The following is a 22,205-nucleotide window of genomic DNA, read 5'->3' on the forward strand; positions in this document are numbered from 1 at the left end:
TGAGGACTTCTATTGCCAAATCGGCATCGCTGGGAGAATCCTCAATCAGCAGAATCTCTATAGGTCTAACAGTGCTTCGATCGCTCATAACCGGCGTATCCTTTAAAGTATAAAAACAAAATTGAATTTTGAGGCTTCAGGTACTAATTATAGGAATAGTGAAGTAAAAAGTCGCTCCTTTTCCCTCTTGAGATTCCACCCAAATGCGCCCGCCGTGGCGTTCAACAATGCGCTTGCACATGGCCAAACCTATACCAGTACCGGAATATTGGCGGCGGGAGTGCAGGCGGGCAAAAATGATAAATATGCGATCGGCATACTGCGGATCAATGCCAATGCCGTTATCGCGGACACTGAACACCCATTCGCTCTCTTGCCTACGGGCAGCGATATGAATCAACGGGATCTCTTGGCGACAAAATTTGATGCTGTTGGCGATCAAATTTTGGAATAATTGCACCAGTTGAAATTCATCCGCCATCACAGTTGGCATCGCGTCGCAGGTGATGACAGCTTTTGTTTCGGCGATCGCAATTTGCAAATTGCACATAGTTTGCTTAACCACAGCCTTGCAATCGGCCTGCTCAAACTCCTGACCCCTCGTTCCCAGGCGGGAATACGCCAACAAATCGTTAATTAGCTGCTGCATTCTGGTGGCGCCATCGACAATATAATGAATATACTTATCTGCGCGATCGTCCAAATTTCCTTGATAGCGCTGGGCCAGCAATTGAGTGTAACTGGTAACGGCTCGGAGCGGTTCTTGCAAATCGTGGGAAGCCACATAAGCAAATTGTTCTAATTCCTCGTTGGAACGCTTCAAATCTTCTGTAAGTTGCAGCATTTGCTGCTCTGCTTCTTTGCGGCCTGTAATGTTGTAAACCAAGGCGCAACAAGACAGCAGATTACCCTGGGAATCCATGACTGGACTGGTAGACATATCAGTCCAAATATCTTTGCCGTCCTTGCTTTTGAATTTAAATTCGTGTTGTTCACCAATACCTTGCTTGCGCCGCTCGACATTTTCCATAGCTTGTGATTTTTCCCGTTCGTCCATGAAATCAAAAAGCGGCCGGCCGAACATTTCTAATTCACTATAGCCTAGCATTCGCGCCATTGCGTGGTTTACGTAAGTCGTGAGGCCATTTCTGTCAATTACCCAAATACCTTCTTCTGCTAATTCAACTATTTGCCTGTACTTAAATTCGCTTTCCTGCAAAGCAGTTTCAGTTAGTTTCCGCTCAGTGATATCCTTCATAAAACAGTGGTGACCGTTAAATATCCCTTGTGCGTCGCAAGCTTTTACCATCGTTAATTGCTTATAAAAAAACGAGCGATTTTTTCGGACTCCTCTAGCTTCAACTTCTACTTTGCCAGAAATTACCATTTCCTGATAAGCAGAGAGCACCATTTCAACATCGCCCGGATGTACGGTGCTCTCCCATTTCATGCCAAGCATTTGTTCCGGTTCGTAACCGCATTTATGAGCGTAAGCTCGGTTAACCTTCACGTAGCGTCCCTCAATATCGAGCCGTGAAATGCCTTCCACCGCATTTTGCATGGCACTGGTTAGGTCACGCAGCTCTTTTTCAGCTTGTTTGCGATCGCTAATATCCTGACCTATACCCAAAAAACCGTTAATATTTCCGCTACTATCAAATAAGGCAGTTACTGACAGCAGTACCGGAAACCGCGAACCATCTTTGCGAATGTAAGTCCATTCATTTTCGTCCGCGATTTCCCGGCACGGCAAGGCAAATAATACTTGAATTCCCGGCTCTATTTTCACTCCCAATTCTTGAGAAAGAACTTCAGCTCTTTGAGCGACCTCCAGAGGATCGTGAATTATTGCTAGCGTGACTTTCCCGACTACTTCTTCTAGGGAATAACCTAAAAGTTGCTCTGCCACCCGATTAAATGTTTTAATTGTACCGTCGGCATTGGTAGAAATAATTGTGTAGTTAGCGCTATTAAGAATTGCATTTTGCAGTTGCGTCAATTCCAACAAAGTGAGTGCAATTTTTTCTCGGTAAGCTATTTCTTTTTGCAATTGGTGGTTAGAAATTTCGATTAAAGCAGTGCGCTCAGCAACTCGATGCTCCAGAGTTTCATTGAGCAGTCGATTTTCATCTTCTATCTGCTTGCGTTCTGTAATATCAGTAAGAGTACATACATAATTTTTAACCTCCCCATTTTCTCCAATTTGACCGACAGATTGACCGAATACCCAACTGAGTTGAGTGGGATTAATGCCTTGAAAGCGGTACTCAGATTTAAATGGCAATTTCTCCTGCGCGGCGCTATACCATTCAGAACAAACCCGATCGCGGTCGTCTGGATGAATGCCTTGCAACCACCCTTTGCCCAAAGCTTCATCACAGGTTATTCCCGAAATTTGACACCAGCGCTCGTTGACATACAAGCAGTCTCCTCCAGCATCTGCATAAAATATTCCTACTGGCGAAGCTTCAGTTAAAGTTTGATAGCGAGCTTCCGTTTCTCGGCGTTCAATTATTTCTTTTTGCAGTATTAGTTCAATCATCCCTAATTGAGTTGGACTCAGGAGAGTTAATGCTTGGGGAACGAAAGGAATTAATGCAAATGCGGTGTAACCAGAAATCGCGGCGGTAATAATTTTTAGACTGCCAGAAACCCAATAAACAGGATGCCAAAGCGTCCAAACTTCCATTATATGGGTAGTGCCGCAAGAGATAATAAAGGCTGCAAGCAGCCAAAAGATGTTGCGGAAGGGCAAGTCTTTTCGCTGACCGATAAAATAAATTAGGGATAGCGGTATTGAATAGTAGGCCAGGGCAATTATAGAGTCTGACACTATGTGGAGCGCGACTAGCTCTCGCTGCCAAAGGTAACAGTAGCCTTGAGGAATATAATTCCCGATGAATAACAGGTGATTTAAAAATTTCCAAATCATCATAAATGGAATGGGTAATCGAGAATTGGTAATTGGTAATTGGTAATTGGTAATTGGTAATTGGTAATTTAACCCAATGACTTATAACCTATCTCAAATTTTTGAAAGATACAGCCTTGAACGCACCGGGGGCTAAAAACCCGGTTTCTGGTTAGATGCCTCGTTGCCAAACCGAATATTGTCCTAGAAACAGGTTTTTCTTCCGTAACTCTTAATATAGCAATTCTCAATGATTCGCGAGCTGTAGCGAGCTCTAGGTTGGGTAGAACGAAGTGAAACCCAATATTGCGATTTTAGATTTTAGATTTTAGCTTTTCCTTCCTTCTTCCTTATCTTCTAGATAACTAAAGCCTTCTCTCCTAGATAACTAAAGCCTTCTTCCACCCATCGCTTACATCGTTTACATCTGTTACATCCGTTGCCGAACTTCTTCCTTCTTCTATAAAAAATGGGGCGAGCCAGAAGCCCGCCCCACCAAAAATTATGCTGCTGCTATTAACCCAGCAGCGCCTGAGCCTTAGCTACTACATTATCAACGGTGTAGCCAAACTTTTCTAAAGCAACGGGGCCCGGTGCAGAAGCGCCGAATCTGTCGATGCTGATGCTATCGCCTTCGGAACCCAAATAACGTCCCCAGCCGAAGCTACAAGCTGCTTCAACTGCCAACCGCTTAGTAACAGCTTTCGGCAGTACAGATTCGCGGTAAGCGGCATCTTGTAAGTCGAACAATTCCCAGCAAGGCATCGAAACTACGCGCACTTTATTACCTGCGGCGCGCAATTTTTCAGCAGCATCAACGCAGAGGTAGGTTTCGCCGCCGGTGCCGATTAAAATGATGTCGGGAGTGCCGCCGTCGTCGGACAAAATGTAAGCGCCTTTGGCTGTTCCTTCGATCGAGCTTCCAGCCAAGTTAGGCAAGTTTTGGCGCGACAAAGCCATTAAAGTTGGGCGAGTGCGGCTTTCAACTGCCACTTTGTAAGCGCCGGATGTTTCGTTACCATCTGCTGGGCGCATTACCAACAAATCGGGAATTACTCGCAGAGAAGCGATGGTTTCAACGGGTTGGTGAGTGGGGCCATCTTCGCCCAAAGCTACGGAGTCGTGAGTCATTACATAAATAACTCCAGCTTCCGAGAGTGCAGAGAGGCGAATTGCTCCCCGCATATAGTCAGCAAATACCAAGAAAGTGGCGCAGTAAGGAATTAAACCGCCATGCAGTACCATACCGTTGGCGATCGCACCCATGCCGTGTTCCCGCACACCAAACCGCAGGTTACGTCCTTCGTACTGACCTTTTTGGAAGTCTTTTTCACCCTTGAGCAAAGTCATGTTAGAAGATGCCAAGTCAGCGGAACCGCCGATCAATTCAGGTAGGACACCTGCCAAAGCATTCAAACATTTTCCAGAATGATTCCGAGTCGAATCTGCCTTATCTTCCGGCTTGTATGTCGGCAAAACTTTATCCCAACCTTCAGGAAGTTTGCCGGCAACGCTGCGCTCATATTCTGCAGCTTCTGCAGGATATGCTGCTTTATAAGCATCAAAAGCTTTCTGCCATTCTTGCTCAGCTTGAGCACCGCGATCGACTGCTTTGCGGAAGTGTGACAAAGCATCATCAGGAATCTCAAACGGTGCGTGTTCCCACTTCAAGAAATCGCGAGTTGCTTTCACTTCATCGCTACCCAAAGCAGCACCGTGAGCACTGTAGGAATTGCGCTTGTTGGGAGAACCGTAACCAATGACGGTGCGGACTTTAATCATGGACGGTTTGTCCGTGACTTTTTTGGCTTCTTCAATAGCTTTGTGAACTGCTTCTAGGTTAGTATCTTCGTCTAGAGCGGTATTGTCTACTGTAATAACGTGCCAGTTGTAAGCTTCAAAACGCTTGCCGACATCTTCAGTAAAGGCCAAGCTTGTGTCGCCTTCAATAGAAATGTGATTGTCATCGTACAAGGCAATTAATTTGCCGAGTCCGAGGTGTCCGGCTAAAGAACAAGCTTCGGCAGAAACGCCTTCCATGTGGCAACCGTCACCCATGATGACATAGGTGTAGTGGTCAACAATTGTGTGGTCGGGCTTGTTAAACTTAGCAGCGAGGTGAGCTTCTGCCATTGCCAAACCGACGGCATTAGCAATTCCTTGTCCCAGGGGGCCGGTGGTAACTTCTACGCCTTCGGTCATGAAGTTTTCGGGGTGTCCGGGGGTTCTGGATTCCCACTGGCGAAATTGCTTGATGTCGTCGAGGGTGACGCTATCGTAGCCGGTCAAGTACAGGAGGGCGTACTGTAGCATACAGCCGTGGCCGGCGGAGAGGACGAAGCGATCGCGATTAAACCACTTGGGGTTTTTGGGGTTGAACCGCATGAACCGATCCCACAGCACAAAAGCCATAGGGGCAGCGCCCATCGGCAGTCCCGGGTGTCCTGATTTTGCTTTTTCTACCGCATCGATGGCCAAAAAGCGGATAGAGTTGATGCAGAGTTCTTCGAGTGATTGCGTTGCAACAGCCATAATTCTGGTTTTTATATGTAAGAGAGAGAGTGTGTGGTCGATTCTGACAGAGGTGCGATGAGCCGAGTTCGATCGACGATCGTCTTTGCTGTTCAGTTTCGATGGAACTGCCGTGAGGCTGCACTACATATCATCTCACCAGTTGCGATCGACAGACAACTTAATTTTTTAATGTTTCGGTCGCTTTGTGCACTCGATCACAAATTGTTATCGGAGATATTTCTGAGGCGAGTGCGGGTCTGTGCGATCGAGCTACGAGAGGGTGTAACTTATTATTTGGCAAATTGGCTCTCAAAACCACCTAGTTATGATAGAGTTTGGTGTTTCTGACATCTTGCAGCTTTGTCACGAACAGGCAAGATGCCTGTTCCACAAAGAGTGAATTTTCTTGTGGGGAGTAGGGTTGAGCTCTTCTAGCCCACCCGATCGCACGAGCGCCAGAATAGTGCAAGATGTCAGATATTTGTAATTTTAATCAGGCAATAACTAATGACTCTCAGTGAAGCCGAAGTCCGCAGTCAAAAAGTAGACGAACTGCGATCGCAAGGCATAGAACCGTATCCCAGTGAATCCTACGCGCGATCGCACACAGCCAAGCAAGTTCGCGAAATATTTAGTCAGCCGGGAAAAGAACTCGAAAACGGACAAAGTGACCCCGAAGAAATTTCCCTGCGATTAGCCGGCCGCATCACTTCCAAGCGAGACAGCGGCAAAATTGGTTTCATCGATTTAAAAGACGCCACAGACAAAATTCAACTCAAAATCGAGAAAGCAATCGTCACAGGCGAAGTCGGTTTGAGCTTTGAACAAATTAAAAAATTGCTCGATGTCGGCGATTTTGTCGGCGTCGAAGGTATCGGCTGCCGCACCCCCAGGGGAGAACTTTCTATTTTAGTGAGGGAATTAAAGCTTTTATCAAAAGCTACTATTCAATTTCCCGATTCTTATTACGGAATTAACGACCCCGAAGTTTGCCGCCGTCACCGCGAAATGGATTTGGCAAGCAACCAAGATGCGCTCAACCGTTTTATGCTGCGTAGTCGCATCGTCCAAAGCATCCGTTCCTATCTCTGGCAAGCCAATTTTTACGAAATAGAAACGCCAACACTGCAAGCTATTTACGGCGGTGCTGCTGCTAAGCCATTCATCACTCACCACAATGCTTTAGAGGTAGATTTGTATTTGCGAGTGGCTCCAGAATTATTCTTAAAAAGAGCAATTTGCGGCGGTTTCGAGCGAGTATTTGAACTAGGGAAAGCATTTAGAAATGAGGGGATTGACAGCACCCACAATCCTGAGTTTACCTCTTTGGAAGTTTACCAAGCTTATGCTGATGTTTTCGACATTTTAGGAGTTGTCGAAGACGTGATGTGTTTCGCAGCGGCGGCGGTATTTGGGGAGGTCAAAGAAATTGAAAATCAGGGGGAAACGATTAGTTTAGAACGCAAGTTCGACTACAGCGAAAAGTATCCCGGTTTCAGTGGCAAACACTGGCAAGTCAAAACGATGGTAGAAGCTGTCAGAGACGAGTTTGGGCTGGATTTTGACAGTTTGGACTTAGAAAGTGCGATCGCCTCTGCAACCAAGTTAGAATTGCACCTGTCTAAGTTAGAACAACAGAGTTTAGGTTACGTGCTGTATGCAGTTTTTGACAAATTAGTTGTTCCCAAATTAATTCAACCTACATTCATCATCGACTATCCTGTCGAAGTCAGTCCCTTAGCAAAAGGACATCGCAGCAAGCCCGGATTTGTAGAACGTTTCGAGCTATTTATCAACGGTACAGAATACTCGAACGGATTTTCAGAATTGAACGATCCGAAGGAGCAAAGAAAGCGGTTTGAGGAACAGTTGGCGCAGAAAAATGCCGGCGATGACGAAGCGCATCCAATGGATGAAGACTTTATTCAAGCGCTATCTTTGGGAATGCCTAACTGTGCCGGAATGGGTATCGGTGTAGACAGATTGGTGATGCTTTTAACGAATACTCAAAGCATCCGAGATGCCGTCATGTTCCCGACAATGCGGCCGGTCAAAGATTGATTGGAGTAGGTTTTTTGCAGATGTCTAATAAGTACATGGGGATTTTTTAACCGCTGATATCAGCGGATTAACACAGATAAACGCAGATGGAATTTCATCTGCGTTTATCTGCGTTTATCTGCGGTTAAAACAACATTTTTAAGATCACCGCATAAATGAACCGACAACACCGTTCATATCTTCAGCCAAAGGATTTCCCAAAGCCTTAAACTTCCACTCGCCGCCTTCTCGATAAACTTCTCCCATCAACATATTTAATTTTCCTTCATAAGATGGGTCATTTGACAAGCGATAGCGAGCTATTTCTTTCCCTGCCGCATCTACAGCCCTCACAAAAGCATTTTCTACCAGGCCGAAATGCTGTTTTCTCTCTTTTCCATCGTAAATATTTACGCCCAAAATAATTTTGTGATATTCTGCTGGCAAAGAACTCAGTTTCACCACTATTTGTTCGTCGTCTCCGTCTCCAGCCCCCGTGAGATTGTCGCCTGAGTGAACAACTGTTTTGTCCTTTGACTCCAAATGAGAGTAATAAATTACATCCTCTTTGTAATTCTTTATTTTGCCATTTTCTCCCAGCAGCATAGCGTAGGAATCTAAGTCAAAATTGGCACCGCTGCTTCGACCGAAAAGACCTTTTTTAGCTTGTGCAACATCCCAGCCCAAAGCCATTGTCAGTCTGGACAAGTCGTATTCGCTTTTGCTGAGAACGATTGATTGTCCTTTTGTTAAGTTGATAGCCATAGTTTTGTGATTTTGTAAGGTTGACGTTCGAGATCAAAGCTTACTCCCAATCTAGCATTTTATTTAACACCATGAGTTCTCCTCGACTGCCACCTCTACTTAGTACCTCTATGCCAATTAAATCCAAATCCGTAGTAGCGATCGGCTTCTTCATGCCCCTTAAAGTATCTTTCCTTTTTGACAATTACAATCTGGGAACCTGTATTCTGAATCATTGCCGCCCCACAAAAACTTCTATTTCTATTTGGGTTGTCGAGTTCGATATGTACTTCTTCGCCGTTGCTAATTTTGAAGAACATTCGTCCCCGCACAGTTTCAAAATCGCCAACCCCTGAGTAGATGAAACCAAAAAACAGCACCCGTTTAATCAAATCCGGTCTAAGAATATACATATTTTCTCCCTCTGTTGCACCGGTGCGGTCATCTTTATCGAGAAAAATGTATGGTGAAGACGTTTTTGAGCCGAAGTTTTTTCCTAATGCTTGAATTACTCCTTTTTCGCCGTTAGCCATTTCGTACATACAACCAAGATCGAGATCTGGAGTGCCATTTTCTCCCTGCTGTTTTCCCCAAAATTCACTCCTATTTTCTAGTTCTTCCCAGTCGAGATTGGCATGAACTACCAGCAACTCCGAACTCCCTAATTTACTGAGGTTTATTTTGTGCGAATCGCCTGTTTTTTCGAGTTTGATTTCTCTAGCTTTTGGAGTTTTTTTGCTGGCTTCATTCCTCTCTATTTTAGGCAGGGTGACTTGCTTTATTTGTGGCATTTCTCCGAAATTTTTTGAGTTTTTGATGTCCGAATGATATTTGTCAACAAAACTCTGCAATCCTGCTTTGTATCCCTGTCCGGCTGCTTGAAATCTCCAGTTTCCATCTTTTTTATACAGCCGCCCAAACTCGATCGCGGTTTCTTCAGAAAAAGCCTCTGTTAAATCGTACCGCGCTAATTCGCTGCCGGTTGTTCGATCGTACAATCGGATAAAAGCATTTCTGATTTGGCTGAAATTTTGATGTTTAGCTTGTGCGTCGTGAATCGTGACCACAAAAACCATTTCCTCAACGGCAGCCGTTACTTTTTCTAAGTCTACATAAATTGTCTCGTCATCCCCTTGAGTTTGACCAGTTTGATTATCTCCCGAATGGGCGATCGCTCCGTCCGGCGACTGCGAGTTATTGTAAAATACAAAGTATCTTTCATCGGGGATTTTTCCGTCCGAACCTAATGCAAAAACCGAGGCATCGATATCGCAGCTTTGCGGGCTTGAGTCGGATAAGTTTAGTTTAGTTGCTATTTCCCAACCCAGGGCGATCGCAACTTTTGTTAAACTTGGAGATGTTTTAGAAAGATTAAATCTTTCGCCCTTCTTTAATTGAATTCCCATCTGGTTTGTCACCTCATGAGTCTGATTGCTTAAAATCGAGGGAAACATTCCTGCTTCCGAATTTCCCCTCGATTTATTTAGCTAGGAGCGATCGACCTTTTATCAGGCATACTTGTCCACAAAGCTCTGCAAGCCTGAATTATAGCCTTGTCCTACAGCTTGGAACCTCCACTCGCCATCTTTCTTGTAAAGTCTGCCAAATTCTACCGCAGTCTCCCTAGAAAAATCCTCGTCCAAATCGTACTTCGTTACCTCTGTGTTAGTAGTAGTGTCGTAAATCCTGATAAAAGCATTCCGCACTTGACCGAAGTTTTGCCTTCTGGATTCTGCTTCGTGGATAGTCACCACAAACACAATTTCTTGCACCGCCGGATCGACTTTGGTTAAATCGACTGTAACGGTTTCATCATCGCCCAGTCCTTCTCCTGTTCGGCTATCTCCCAGATGTATTACAGAAGTGTCCGGCGACTCCTTGTTGTTGTAGAAAACAAAGTATTTTTCGCCGGGGATTTTGCCAGTAGCCCCCAACATAAACACGGAAGCATCTAAGTCAAACGCTGCGCCCGTGTCGGTAGCATTGATATCCCATCCCAAACCAATCCCGGCATTTTTCAGCCCAGGTGCTTCTTTAGATAGATTGATTCTCCCGCCTTTTTCCAAATTGATAGACATTTGCTCTCCTGTTCGCAACATCTTTGATATTATTGTTAACAGTTATATCACAAATTTTAAATGTCAAGTATAAGATGTCTTCCCTTTAAACGATTGATTTAGGAGCGATCGCGCTCAGGCACATAGCGATGTTATTTCACTCATTCATCTTGCAAATTTGCCAAAATCCGATCGACCGTTTCTTTAACCGTTAGATGGGTTGAATCCAGCCAATAACCGAGACGAGGAGTTTCGGTGCGGAGGATGCGATCGAATGCATAAACCATTGTTTCGTTGGCATATCCGGTCTTGGATCTTGCTGCATCTCGTGCCGCTACAACCTCTGCCTGGGGACACAGAACGATCGCTGACAACGGCACATCATGAAACGCGGCAACCACCTCACTGAGTGCCGAACCAATGATGATGTCTTGATAGACAACCGTAAAGCCAGCCTGGAGATAGTGTCGCGCTGCCATTGCTGCCAGGTGATAGCGCAGTTGAAGTTGCTGATATGCCTCTGCTGACAAATTTAACGCCATTTCCGCCTGCCCATTCACAATCATGCGACGAAAGATATCTCCGCGCAGGTGAACACTTTTGGGCAAACGTTCGGCAAGTGCTTGGGCAGCAGTTGATTTGCCAGAAGCCATATTCCCCGTAATCAAAATAATTTGTGGCTGATGATTTGCAGGTTGTTGATTGCTATTCATACTGTTTGTAATAGATTCAATGACTCTGCGCTACAAAAAACGAGTGAATAATAACGAGTAAATCTCAAATCGGCTCACAGATTTGTGCTGAAGGGAGTAAATTAACAAATTGCTTTTGGTACTCATCCTCTGCCATGAGTTCTCTGGTGCTTTCTACCCTGTCTAAAAACACGATTCCATCTAAATGGTCGTGTTCGTGTTGAAAAATCCGGGCCACAAAGTCTGTCAATTCTTGTCGGTGGAGTTTGCCGTCTCTACTGGTGTATTCTATCTCGATCGCCCTACTTCTGGGCACCAATCCCCGAATCCCCGGAATGCTCAAACAGCCTTCCCAGTCTTTGACTGTCTCTGTTGATGCAGCCACAATCCGGGGATTAATCATCGCTGTGGGTTCCATGTGGGGTGCTTGAGGATAGCGCAGGTTGGGGCGCGATGCGACAATGAACAGCCGATCGGAATGAGCCGCTTGAGGGGCGGCAATCCCCACTCCGTTTGCCTGCTGTACTGTACAGATTAAGCTGTCAATCAACTGTTGAATGCGATCGTCCTTAATATTCTCGACCACTTGCGAGTGGCGGCGCAGCACGGGATTTCCTAATTGTGAGATTTGTAAGATTTCTGCCATATTAAGTAGTCATTGGTAATTGGTATTTGGTAACAACTGTCCACCGTCAACCGTCAACACATTATCCAACTTTTTGAACTGGCAAACTCCCCGGTTTAACAGTCAAATTAACTATTTGCCCGTTGCGGTTGATTTCCATTTGCAACAGACCGCCAACCTTAGCATTTTGCACGAACTCCTGAACAGCTTCTGACTGAATAATCGGCTGATTATTAATTTTTTGAATCACATCTCCAGCCCGCAAACCTGCCGCCGCAGCGGGAGAAGCAGGAACTACACTAACAATAGCCACACCCCGATCGACTGTAACTCGCAGACTGCTGTTAGCGTTGCTGTTAATTTGCTGCTTAACCTCGGGATTCAGTGTCGCCATTTCAATGCCTAAATAAGCGTGTTCGACTTTCCCCGTCGAAATCAGTTCCTTCGCCACCTGTTGCGCCGCCTGAATGGGAATCGCAAACCCCAATCCTTGAGCACCTTGAATAATCGCCGTATTCATGCCAATAACTTGGCCCGAAGCATTCAGCAGCGGGCCACCGGAATTCCCCGGATTAATTGCAGCGTCTGTTTGGATAAAACCGATCCGCTTGTCCGGTACGCCCACGTCAGAGCTCGATCGCCCCGTAGCGCTAATAATCCCGGCAGTTACGGAATTGTCCAAACCCAAAGGATTGCCGATCGCGATCGCCCATTCCCCAGACAACAGTTTATCCGAATTGCCGATCGCCACCACAGGCACATTATTCGCCTCAATCTTCACCACAGCCACATCCGTCACCTTATCAGCTCCCAACACCCGCCCCTGAAAGCTGCGGCCGTCCTTGAGAGTTACATTTACTGTATCGGCTCCCTCTACAACGTGAGCGTTAGTGAGAATCACGCCGTCGGCACCGATCACAAAACCCGAACCAGTGCCCCGTTCGATTCCGCCCCGGCCGCCCGAATTCGGTTCTATGCCAAAAAAATCTTCCGGCGACAGCCCTCTATTTCCCGGTTTCACCCGGCGCGAAGCATCGATCCGAACCACTGCCGGGCCAACTTTTGCCACTGCAGCCACAATAAAATTCACATTAGTTCCGTCGCCCGACAAGGAAGCAGGCGGCAAAACTTTGCTAACTCGATCCTTTGTACTACGAGGCAGTTGCAATTTCGGTTCTAGCGCCCTTTGTCCAGAATCGCCAGAGTTTGCACGAAATTGAGAAACCGTCAGACGATCGCCCAACATGGCGGCCCCGGCTCCCGTTACCAGCAGCAATATGTAAATTGCCGGTTGCTTCCAAAATTTGCCAGTAGAACTCTTCATTGCCATGTTTTAAGGCTTTCCTGCCAAATCTAAATATTTGCTGAGCAGCTCCCCGATACCTGGTTTGGACTGCAGAGCCGCCAAATTTTTGGGCGATGGCGTCTCGCCCCGCAAGCTACGGCAGACTCCCTTAAACTTTAGCATCTGAGGACTAAACTCTCTAGACTGTAGAATTAATATCTTGAATGCCGATCGGCAGAGGTGAGCAGTGGACATTCCCCTCGAAAGTCTGTGGAATCAGATACTTGAACGTCTCCAGGTACAACTGAGCAGACCTAGCTTTGAGACGTGGATCAAAACTGCTAGAGCCGAACAACTCGAAAATAACTGTTTGATCGTGAGCGCCCCCAACCCCTTTGCTCGCAATTGGTTGCAAAAATATTACAGAGAAATCCTTGCCGATGCAGTCGCAGAAATTCTGGGCTATCCCGTAGACATTTACTTGACAATTGCCGGGGGAAACGAAACAGGCGGCAGCAGCGACTCGGCCATAATTTGGCCGTCCCCCATCGCCGATATCCCGGAAAGCCACTCGCTTCACCCCCCCAAACCCGCCAATTTAAACCCGAAATACGTATTTTCCCGCTTTGTCGTCGGTTCTAACAACCGCATGGCTCACGCGGCTTCCCTCGCGGTAGCCGAGTCTCCGGGTCGAGAATTCAATCCCCTATTTTTGTGCGGTGGCGTCGGTTTGGGCAAAACTCATTTGATGCAGGCGATCGGTCATTATCGCTTGGAAATTGACCCCAACGCCAAGATTTTTTACGTTTCTACTGAGAAATTTACTAACGATTTAATCGCCGCTATTCGCAAAGACAGTATGCAAACTTTCCGCGACCATTATCGCGCCGCCGATGTTTTATTAATAGATGACATCCAATTTATTGAAGGCAAAGAATACACTCAAGAAGAATTTTTCCACACTTTTAATACTCTGCACGAAGCCGGGAATCAAGTAGTTTTAGCTTCCGACCGTCCGCCGCAGCAAATCCCCCGCCTGCAAGAGCGTTTGTGTTCCCGATTTTCGATGGGATTAATTGCCGACATTCAATTGCCCGACTTGGAAACTCGGATGGCAATTTTGCAGAAAAAAGCTGAGTATGAAAATATGCGGCTGCCGCGAGATGTCATTGAATACATTGCTTCTAGTTACACTTCCAACGTTCGGGAATTGGAAGGAGCTTTGATTCGGGCGGTAGCATATCTTTCAATTACTGGTTTGCCGATGACCGTGGAAAATATCGCCCCCGTTTTGAATCCGCAAACAGAAAGCGTAGAGGCAACGCCAGATGCAGTAATTGCAGTTGTGGCTGAGGAGTTTGATGTTTCTGTTGAAGATTTAAAAGGAATTTCCCGTCGGCGAGAAATTAGTCTGGCACGTCAAATAGGGATGTATTTAATTCGGCAGCATACTGGTTTGAGTTTGCCGAAAGTTGGCGAAGTGTTCGGCGGAAAAGACCACACGACTGTGCTTTACAGTTGTGACAAAATTGCTCAGTTGCGGAACACTGACCCGAATTTGGCCCAAACTTTGCGTCAGTTGAGCGATCGAATTAATGTTGTCAGCCGCAAAACTTGAGAACAAGTCAGTTGTCAGTTGTCAGTTGTCAGTTGTCAGTTGTCATCACTCCACGCAGTCAACAGTCAACAGTCATCACTCCACGCAGTCAACAGTCAACATTCAACAGTCATCACTCCACGCAGTCAACAGTCAACAGTCAACAGTCAACAGTCAACAATTCCCATAATAGACAATCTTGCCTGTGGAAAAACCTGTGGAAAAGTTCCCCTCTGTTTGTGGAAAACTTTACTCGATCGCCCGAAACAGCTTTTGCACAAAAATGGGCGATCGACCGCACCAGCTTTTCCACAAGTTTTCCACAGGTACTTATTACCTACAAGTGATTCCCAGCAAGCAGTTAGCTTTTTTTTCCACAGTTTCCACAGGGCGATCGATACAAAAATAATTAAATAAATTAAAAAAAACTGGTGAGCCCTACACACCCTACACACATAGTTCGCGACGCGCGCTAACCTCAGAAACCCGGTTTCTACGAAGATTTCTCGTTTTTACAGGCAAAATTTTGCGTAGAAACCGGGAATAAGCGCCCCATGCTTAAGCCCTACACACAGAAAAACCGACCCGCTGGCTTTCTGTGATACGATTTGTTTCTGTTTCAAATCCGGTTAATTAACCTTCCTACCATGAAATTGGTTTGCACCCAAAGTGACCTCAACGCCAACCTCTCGTTGGTAAGTCGGGCCGTTCCCTCCCGCCCGACACATCCGGTACTAGCCAACGTGCTCTTAGTAGCGGATGAGGAAAATCAGCGGGTTAGCTTGACAGCTTTCGATCTCAGTTTGGGCATTCGTACCAGCTTCGCAGCAGAAGTAACAGGCGGCGGCAGTTTTACAATACCCGCTAAATTGCTTAACGATATTGTTTCGAGACTCCCGGATGGAGAGATTACTTTAGAAGACGAAGCGGGGGACACCGTAGCATATCTCACTTGCAGTTCTGGCAGCTACCAAGTTAGAGGCATGGGCCCGGAAGAATTCCCAGAATTGCCCGCCATCGAAGCCGGAACAATCCTCAAATTGCCACCGGAAGCCTTGATAGAAGGACTCAAAGGAACTTTATTTGCTACTAGCCCCGACGAGGCAAAACAGGTACTTGCAGGCGTGCATTTAAAAGTATTGCAAGATTGCTTGGAATTTGCAGCTACAGACGGCCACAGATTGGCAGTAGTTCAAACTGCAAATGAAAAAGCTGAAGGCGAAGAAACCCAAGAAGAATTTGAGGTGACAGTCCCCGCTAAAGCATTGCGGGAAGTAGAAAGAATGCTGGTTATGCGACAGTGGACTGAACCTGTAACCCTGCATTTTGAACACGGTCAAGTAGTGTTTGAATGGGCAGACCAGCGGCTGACAACTCGCACTTTGGAAGGGCAATATCCCGCATACCGCCAGTTGATTCCGCCCTCCTTTGAGCGGCAAATTACCTTAGAAAGGCGATCGTTCTTAGCAGCAGTAGAAAGAATTGCCGTTTTTGCCGACCAAAAAAATAATATTCTCAAATGCAGCATCGACGAAGAGAATCAGGAAATTACTTTGTCTGTAGATGCTAAAGATGTCGGCTGTGGCAAAGAGTCAATGCCCGCACAGATTTCGGGAGACAGCATAGATATTGCTTTCAACGTGAAATACTTAATTGACATTTTGAAAACTGCTCAATCCCCCGAAATTCAACTGCAATTAAACGGTGCTTTAGCGCCAGTAATTTTCCAGCCTTTGGGCGGAGTCAATGCTACATTCTTGGTGATGCCAGTTCAGCTTCGAGCTTAAAAAGAGTGAGTAGTCATTAGTCAGGAGTCAGTAGTCATTAGTAATTGGTAATTGGTTATTTGTTACCAATTACTAATTACCAATAATTAATCACAACTGACTTATTCCTTCAAGTCAACGGCAACAAAATTTCAAATTCAGTACCTGTACCGGGCGTAGAATGCAAATTTAATTTGCCTTTATGCTTTTCAGTAACAATTTGATGGGTAATTGCCAACCCCAAACCGGTACCTTTCCCGGCGGGTTTAGTGGTGAAAAATGTCTCAAAAATCCGCCGCTGAATTTCTGGCGGAATTCCGGGCCCGTTATCGGCAATTCGGATCGCTATCCAAGCGTTATTTTGATTTTTTCCCCCTGCTTCTGGGCATAAGTCGCCGTTTTGGCTGGCGGATAATAGCTGTTTGGCATTTTGTCGATCGCCCAAAACATAATTTTGAATTAATTCTGAATTAACGCAGTCTCCGTCAGCACTGTCTATTAACTCAGTTTCAATCGTAATCGCAGGCACAAAACTTTTTTCTCCTTGTACCTCTTCCAAAGCGTCGATCGCATTGCTGATGATATTCATAAATACCTGGCTCAACTGACCAGAGTAACACTTAACCAAAGGCAAATCCCCATAGTTTTTAACTACATTAAATCCGTACTTCAGACGGTTTTTCATAATTAGCAGCGTACTGTCAATACATTCGTGGATGTTAGCTTCCTTCAAGTGCGTTTCGTCCATATGAGAAAAGGTGTGCAGGCTGGTGACTAGTTCGGTCAGCCTCTGCGATGAAACTTTCATACTTTTGAGGATTTCTACCCAATCTTCTTGCAAAAAATCAAATTCTATGTGTTTTTTGAGTTGGTCAATTTTTTCGCTGTTACCCACAGTGTGTTCGTAAGCAGACAGCAACTCCATGATGTCTTTCGAGTAGTTAGACAAAAAGCCTAGATTTCCGCTGATGCAGGTGACGGGATTTCTAATTTCGTGGGCGACTCCGGCTACCATCTGCCCCAAACTGGCTAGTTTTTCGGTTTGAATTAGTTGAGATTGAGTTTGCTGTCTCAGCAATTTTGTTGCTAGTTCATGAATATTGGATTGCGCTACTAACAGTTCGTGCACGTCTAGCAAACTATAAGTTTGAGGTGACAATTGAACCACAATCGGTTCGTAAAGCAGTTCTTTCGATCGCAACAGCGACTTCCTGGCTGCATCCACGATTAAAGTATTGCTGGGAAAAATTAAACTCTCAGTTTCGGCAAAGCGGTACAAAGCCCTCACTGGTCGCTTTAAAAATAATTCTCGCCCAAAAGGACGGCTGATAAATTCTAAAAATCTCCGCCGGGAAATCATGCCGGCAAATTCACCTTGATGGGTCACAATGACTCCCGGTAACAGCGGATTAGCTTCTAACATCTGAGAAATTCGCATTCCCCAATCCGTAGCTTCTACCTGAAAATCGTACAGCGACAATTGTTGGAGAGTAGAGTCTAAACAAAGTTCTCCTAGGTCAGCCTCGGAGATGGGTTGGACTGGTCTTTCTACGCAGGAGGTATTCAACATAAATTCATCAGTACGCTTTTTTGGGGTTCTATTTGCTAGCAGACATTCAGCTACCAAAGGTCAGCAGGTGAGTTGCTGAGTGCTTTGACCGGCATCTCCTGACCAACTGCATTTTAAATTACACAAAAAACTGACTGTAGTAAGAAAAATTTTACCACTTAAAGTATTAGGCAATATTAAGTATTACCGATATAAATGCGCCCTGGCTATGCCTGACTTGATTTTATACTGACTTGAGGGGTATTAACGCTTGGTTCGACTATTTAATTATTCATTAACCTAGAATTCGGATCTTAACCTATTTTTAATAATAAGATTACATTTTTTCAAAATATAATAAAGTGACAATAGAGGAAAATCGGAATTGCCCGATCGCCCGCCTCGCGGTCGAATGTACCCGTGGGTGCGCGTCCCTGAGTTTTATGTCGCACCATAACCGCGATGGTGTCCCGCCCCACAAGCTACGGCCTTTGATACTGAAGACAACGGAGGACACGGCAATGCCGTTCCCTACCCCAAAATAATCACTTTTTTTCGATGAAAGATCTAACCATCGGCTGCCGATTAATTGTAGGGAAAGGGCCAGGCGCGGTGTCCTGACTGTGGGTAATATCAATTCCAATGCCACCGAATTAGATATCAGGTAGAAAATTTGAGTGTAATTCAAACAACTTTAACCATTCCAAATCATTCACAAGCTAGCATTGATTAAATTATAAACTCTACCAATTCCAGCACAGGAAAGGCTTTATTAAATGTAAAAATTAATCCTATACCATGGTGAAAAGTAGGTACGGATATATATTGTACGCCATATTTATGAGGGAAACGGTACGTCCATCTCCTTACCAGGCTCTGCGACTTTTAATGATGGCTATAAGATAGAGGATTGTAAGAAAAAAGTTTCAACTGAATCTTAACTTAGTGCTGTGCTTTGGTATGATCGACAGGGGGTTCTGCCAAAGACGTGTAATTAAATAGCAATTTACCAGTAGGTGATCGATGCAACCCGCCCTCACGAATCAGTTAAACAATGCTTTTACCCTTTTTCTCAGCTTGTTAGTAGAAGCAATACCTTTTCTGCTGCTGGGAGTTTTATTCTCAGGTTTGCTGCTGGGGTTTGTAGACGAACGCAAACTCGTATCCCGCATCCCGCGAAACCCGATACTGGGGGCTTTAATGGGCAGTTCGATCGGCTTTTTGTTTCCCGTGTGCGAGTGCGGTAACGTGCCCGTAGCCCGCAGGCTACTGATGCAGGGAGTACCCGCACCAGCCGCGATCGGCTTTTTGCTTGCGGCCCCCACCATCAACCCCGTGGTAATTTGGGCGACTTGGACGGCATTTCGCGATCAGCCAGAAATTGTAGTTTTGCGGGTGGTATTTTCCCTAGTCACAGCCACAATTATCGGCTGGGTGTTCAGCGCCCAAAAAGACTTGCGACCTCTGCTGCAACCTGCTGTAGCCCGCGCTATCCCTCTACCAAAACCAGAGTTTTCCGAACAAGATCTCGTCCAAGCCAACACTCCGCTGCTGTTGCAGTCGGGAACTTTTATGCTCGGTCAGCCGGGGGGGGCGGTGCCGATCGAATCTTTGCTACAAGACGACTGGAAGCCATTACCAACAGGCAAAACAGAAAAAACCTCGAAACGTTCCTCAATGTTTCACCCTGTTTCTAAAGAGCGTCTGCGCCTGCTTTTAGATACTATGGTACAGGAGTTGCGCGAATTGGGAGGAGTGTTGGTAATCGGAAGTGCGATCGCAGCCATCATTCAAGTTGGCGCACCCCGCGAACTAATTCTAAACCTTGGCCAAGGCCCCGTTTCCTCAATTCTCGCCATGCTGCTATTAGCCGCAGTCGTATCCATTTGTTCTACAGTAGATGCCTTTTTTGCCCTGTCTTTTGCTTCCACTTTTACCAGCGGTTCGCTGTTAGCTTTTCTCGTTTTCGGCCCGATGATTGACCTCAAAGGCATAGGTTTAATGCTGTCAATTTTTAAAAGTCGAGCCGTAGTTTACATAATTGTCTTGGCAGCTCAGTTAACCTTTTTAATGACCCTCGGTGTTAACTTGTATTTAGGTTAATAAATTAGATGTGACATATAAATAATACCCGTTGCGATTTTCAAGGACATTGATTCACGACGGTAATCACGGATATACGGATAGCTGTTTTTTCAATCTTTGTTCTTCCTTATTTCCTCTTATTCTTTATTTCTCTTCCTTCAAAGTCCCTATTCCCAATTCTCAATGACTCTTACAAAATGAATCTTAAAAAAATTAGCCCCTGGCTGGACGCCCTAGCTATCTTAGCGTGGGGAATACTGCTCCTCAAATATTGGATTACAGGCAAATTAAGCATTCTCATTCACCCCAATTACTTTGGCTTGACTTTAGCGGGAGGAATCGGCTTAATGGTTATTGGCGGGTTAAAAACTTGGGAACTCGTAAAACTCGATCGCACCACAAAGCAATCGCGAACATCACCAGCAAATAACTCTCTCAGAATTACAGAAGTTGAACACGTTACTTTGTTTCCCCCCAGCATCGGCAGTACCTTAATGTTGAGCGTCGCATTAATCGGTTTACTAACAACGCCACGCACTTTTACCAGCCAGACAGCATTAGAACGAGGTCTCACCGAATCCCTGCCCATCACCAGACTGCAACCCCAAGAATTTCGCAATACTACAAAACCCGAACAGCGATCGCTCGTCGAATGGGTGCGCCTGTTAAATTTCAATCCAGAACCCGATACATACAGAGGTCAAAAAGTCAAAGTTCAAGGATTTGTAATTCACCCCCCCAACATAGCAGAACAATATATGTGGATCGGGCGTTTTATCATTACCTGCTGCGCGGCCGACGCCTATCCGATCGGGCTGCCGGTAAAATTACTGATCGGTCAAAGCCGCACCACCTTTGCCCCAGACAGTTGGCTAGAAATAGAAGGAGAAACGATCGTAGAAGAACTCCAAGGCAAGCGCAAATTAATCATTCAAGCATCCTCCCTCCAACCAATTCCCGAACCCAAAAATCCTTATGATTATTAGGTATGGAGGAAGTATGAGATTCTATTTTACATTTATTGCGAGATGGACACTGAAAACCCCTTCTCCGTATACAAATAAAGATACTGTACAGTCAGCTATAAAAATGGCAGCAGCATCCTATAGGAGTTGCAAATAACAAATTCAGCAACTACACTCGTAATTAGGAAATAAATTCTGAGTATATGTCATCCGAAAAAAAATTAGCTATCAAAGGTGCTGTTTGGACGATCGTAAGTTATGGAAGCAGTCAAATTATCCGATTTGGTAGCAACCTAATCTTGACACGCCTGCTTTTGCCTGAATTATTTGGTCTAATGGGTCTAGCCTACGTTTTCATCATAGGCATTAACTTATTCACAGACATAGGTCTGGGCCCAAGTATCATTCAAAACAAGCGCGGGGACGAGCCTCAATTTTTCAACACTGCTTGGACAATGCAAGTTATTCGCAGCTTGTTTGTCTGGTTGTGTTTAATTCTAATAACCTCGCCAGTTACTCAATTTTATGAAGAACCCCGTCTGATGTGGTTGATTCCAGCCATAAGTATAAATACCCTAATAGGAGGGTTTAAATCGACTTCCGTATCCACCCTAGAACGCAAAATGAGCGTTAAGGAAGTAGTGCTTTTTGAGTTGGGTACACAGATAATTTCTACTACAGTGATGATTGTGTGGGCTTTCTTCGATCGCAGCATTTGGGCGATCATTGTAGGCGGCTGGACTGGAGCTCTAGTGGAGTTAGTATGGAGCCATTTTTTGATTCCCGGCAAGTCAAACCGCTTCGCTTGGGATAAAGAAGCAGTAAAAGAAATATTTTCTTATGGCAAATGGATATTTTTGTCTACGATTTTATTTTTTCTGTGTTCTCAAGCCGATCGACTCATTCTCGGGAAAATATTTACTTTAACAATGTTGGGGATTTACGGCATCGCTTTTACCCTGGGGGATATGCCACGCCAAGTCATCATCGCCATTAGTGGCCGGGTGATTTTTCCCTCGATTTCTATGCTAGCCAAGTTGCCGCGGGAGGAGTTGCGCGCCAAGATCCTGAACAACCGCAAGTTAATTCTAATACCATTAGCCGTAGGTTTAGCAATTTTTGTGAGCTTCGGAGATCAGTTAATTTTAATACTCTATCGGAAAGAGTATGTGGCGGCTTCTTGGATGATGCCAATCTTGGCTTTAGGTATCTGGCACACCACCTTGCACAATATGATGGGTTCTTGTCTGTTAGCCGTAGGAAAGTCTCAGTACGCAGCTATGGGTAATCTGCTGACTTTTGTGAATCTATGTATAACTATACCGCTGGGATACCACTTAAAAGGTAATTTAGGTGCCGTGATTGCTGTAGCTCT

The 22,205-nt window shown here is 45.3% G+C and carries 16 protein-coding genes; 7 read left to right on the plus strand and 9 right to left on the minus strand.

The features are described from left to right. Positions 1–136: 136 nt before the first annotated feature. Both QUA38_RS02725 and tkt read right to left on the minus strand, forming a co-directional pair. Positions 137–2,935, minus strand: coding sequence for a PAS domain S-box protein (locus QUA38_RS02725; RefSeq protein ID WP_333158963.1), 2,799 nt, complete (start codon positions 2,933–2,935; stop codon positions 137–139). Between the two features lie 492 nt (positions 2,936–3,427). After that, a complete protein-coding gene (tkt, locus tag QUA38_RS02730) occupies positions 3,428–5,443 on the minus strand; it encodes a transketolase (protein WP_333158964.1) in 2,016 nt (671 codons plus the stop codon). 489 nt (positions 5,444–5,932) lie between these two features. Here tkt and lysS point away from each other — a divergent pair, with 489 nt between their 5' ends. Next, a complete protein-coding gene (gene lysS / locus QUA38_RS02735) occupies positions 5,933–7,486 on the plus strand; it encodes a lysine--tRNA ligase (RefSeq protein ID WP_333158966.1) in 1,554 nt (517 codons plus the stop codon). Between the two features lie 144 nt (positions 7,487–7,630). Here lysS and QUA38_RS02740 read toward each other — a convergent pair whose 3' ends face one another. From QUA38_RS02740 to QUA38_RS02765, 6 genes are all read right to left on the minus strand, one after another. After that, positions 7,631–8,230 carry a TerD family protein gene (locus QUA38_RS02740; RefSeq protein WP_333158968.1) on the minus strand — a complete coding sequence of 200 codons (600 nt, stop codon included), beginning with the start codon at positions 8,228–8,230 and terminating at the stop codon, positions 7,631–7,633. 95 nt (positions 8,231–8,325) lie between these two features. Then, positions 8,326–9,663: a TerD family protein gene (locus QUA38_RS02745; protein ID WP_333158970.1), complete on the minus strand. Its 1,338-nt coding sequence runs from the start codon at positions 9,661–9,663 to the stop codon at positions 8,326–8,328. A gap of 54 nt (positions 9,664–9,717) precedes the next feature. Further along, complete coding sequence (locus QUA38_RS02750) at positions 9,718–10,287, minus strand: TerD family protein (protein WP_333158972.1); 570 nt, start codon at positions 10,285–10,287, stop codon at positions 9,718–9,720. 140 nt (positions 10,288–10,427) lie between these two features. Then, positions 10,428–10,979, minus strand: a complete 552-nt coding sequence (locus QUA38_RS02755) for an AAA family ATPase (RefSeq protein WP_333158974.1) — start codon at positions 10,977–10,979, stop codon at positions 10,428–10,430. Positions 10,980–11,043: 64 nt separating this feature from the next. Then, positions 11,044–11,604, minus strand: coding sequence for a peptide deformylase (gene def, locus QUA38_RS02760; RefSeq protein ID WP_333158977.1), 561 nt, complete (start codon positions 11,602–11,604; stop codon positions 11,044–11,046). Positions 11,605–11,665: 61 nt separating this feature from the next. Beyond that, entirely contained in the window at positions 11,666–12,907 is a 1,242-nt protein-coding gene (locus QUA38_RS02765; RefSeq protein WP_333158978.1) for an HhoA/HhoB/HtrA family serine endopeptidase, read from the minus strand. A gap of 208 nt (positions 12,908–13,115) precedes the next feature. On the opposite strand from QUA38_RS02765, the gene dnaA reads away from it, so the two are divergent. The 3 genes from dnaA to dnaN all read left to right on the plus strand — a co-directional run bounded on the left by dnaA (position 13,116) and on the right by dnaN (position 16,252). Further along, complete coding sequence (dnaA, locus tag QUA38_RS02770; protein ID WP_333158980.1) at positions 13,116–14,486, plus strand: chromosomal replication initiator protein DnaA; 1,371 nt, start codon at positions 13,116–13,118, stop codon at positions 14,484–14,486. Between the two features lie 11 nt (positions 14,487–14,497). Then, on the plus strand, positions 14,498–14,812 hold the full coding sequence (locus QUA38_RS02775; protein WP_333158982.1) for a hypothetical protein: 315 nt from the start codon (positions 14,498–14,500) through the stop codon (positions 14,810–14,812). 300 nt (positions 14,813–15,112) lie between these two features. Further along, positions 15,113–16,252: a DNA polymerase III subunit beta gene (dnaN, locus tag QUA38_RS02780; RefSeq protein ID WP_006632140.1), complete on the plus strand. Its 1,140-nt coding sequence runs from the start codon at positions 15,113–15,115 to the stop codon at positions 16,250–16,252. A 109-nt stretch (positions 16,253–16,361) separates the two neighbouring features. Here dnaN and QUA38_RS02785 read toward each other — a convergent pair whose 3' ends face one another. Continuing rightward, the gene (locus tag QUA38_RS02785) at positions 16,362–17,801 is read right to left on the minus strand and encodes an ATP-binding protein (RefSeq protein WP_333158984.1); all 1,440 of its coding nucleotides are present in this window, start codon (positions 17,799–17,801) and stop codon (positions 16,362–16,364) included. A 1,002-nt stretch (positions 17,802–18,803) separates the two neighbouring features. Here QUA38_RS02785 and QUA38_RS02790 point away from each other — a divergent pair. The 3 genes from QUA38_RS02790 to QUA38_RS02800 form a co-directional block, all read left to right on the plus strand. Continuing rightward, positions 18,804–19,883, plus strand: a complete 1,080-nt coding sequence (locus QUA38_RS02790; RefSeq protein WP_333158986.1) for a permease — start codon at positions 18,804–18,806, stop codon at positions 19,881–19,883. A gap of 179 nt (positions 19,884–20,062) precedes the next feature. Next, positions 20,063–20,851 carry a TIGR03943 family putative permease subunit gene (locus QUA38_RS02795; RefSeq protein WP_333075977.1) on the plus strand — a complete coding sequence of 263 codons (789 nt, stop codon included), beginning with the start codon at positions 20,063–20,065 and terminating at the stop codon, positions 20,849–20,851. Positions 20,852–21,033: 182 nt separating this feature from the next. Next, a partial coding sequence (locus QUA38_RS02800) for an oligosaccharide flippase family protein (protein ID WP_333158988.1) occupies positions 21,034–22,205 on the plus strand: 1,172 nt, incomplete at its 3' end.

This window comes from Microcoleus sp. Pol12B4 (assembly GCF_036701385.1).
Lineage (GTDB): Bacteria > Cyanobacteriota > Cyanobacteriia > Cyanobacteriales > Microcoleaceae > Microcoleus.

Excerpts from the sequence above, each read along its gene's own strand:
- QUA38_RS02725 (WP_333158963.1), bottom strand. The coding sequence starts at position 2,935 with ATGATGATTTGGAAATTTTTAAATCACCTGTTATTCATCGGGAATTAT.
- dnaN (WP_006632140.1), top strand. The coding sequence starts at position 15,113 with ATGAAATTGGTTTGCACCCAAAGTGACCTCAACGCCAACCTCTCGTTG.
- QUA38_RS02755 (WP_333158974.1), bottom strand. The coding sequence starts at position 10,979 with ATGAATAGCAATCAACAACCTGCAAATCATCAGCCACAAATTATTTTG.
- QUA38_RS02740 (WP_333158968.1), bottom strand. The coding sequence starts at position 8,230 with ATGGCTATCAACTTAACAAAAGGACAATCAATCGTTCTCAGCAAAAGC.
- tkt (WP_333158964.1), bottom strand. The coding sequence starts at position 5,443 with ATGGCTGTTGCAACGCAATCACTCGAAGAACTCTGCATCAACTCTATC.
- QUA38_RS02790 (WP_333158986.1), top strand. The coding sequence starts at position 18,804 with ATGCAACCCGCCCTCACGAATCAGTTAAACAATGCTTTTACCCTTTTT.
- def (WP_333158977.1), bottom strand. The coding sequence starts at position 11,604 with ATGGCAGAAATCTTACAAATCTCACAATTAGGAAATCCCGTGCTGCGC.
- QUA38_RS02745 (WP_333158970.1), bottom strand. The coding sequence starts at position 9,663 with ATGTTTCCCTCGATTTTAAGCAATCAGACTCATGAGGTGACAAACCAG.
- QUA38_RS02795 (WP_333075977.1), top strand. The coding sequence starts at position 20,063 with ATGAATCTTAAAAAAATTAGCCCCTGGCTGGACGCCCTAGCTATCTTA.
- QUA38_RS02785 (WP_333158984.1), bottom strand. The coding sequence starts at position 17,801 with ATGTTGAATACCTCCTGCGTAGAAAGACCAGTCCAACCCATCTCCGAG.
- QUA38_RS02750 (WP_333158972.1), bottom strand. The coding sequence starts at position 10,287 with ATGTCTATCAATTTGGAAAAAGGCGGGAGAATCAATCTATCTAAAGAA.
- QUA38_RS02765 (WP_333158978.1), bottom strand. The coding sequence starts at position 12,907 with ATGAAGAGTTCTACTGGCAAATTTTGGAAGCAACCGGCAATTTACATA.
- lysS (WP_333158966.1), top strand. The coding sequence starts at position 5,933 with ATGACTCTCAGTGAAGCCGAAGTCCGCAGTCAAAAAGTAGACGAACTG.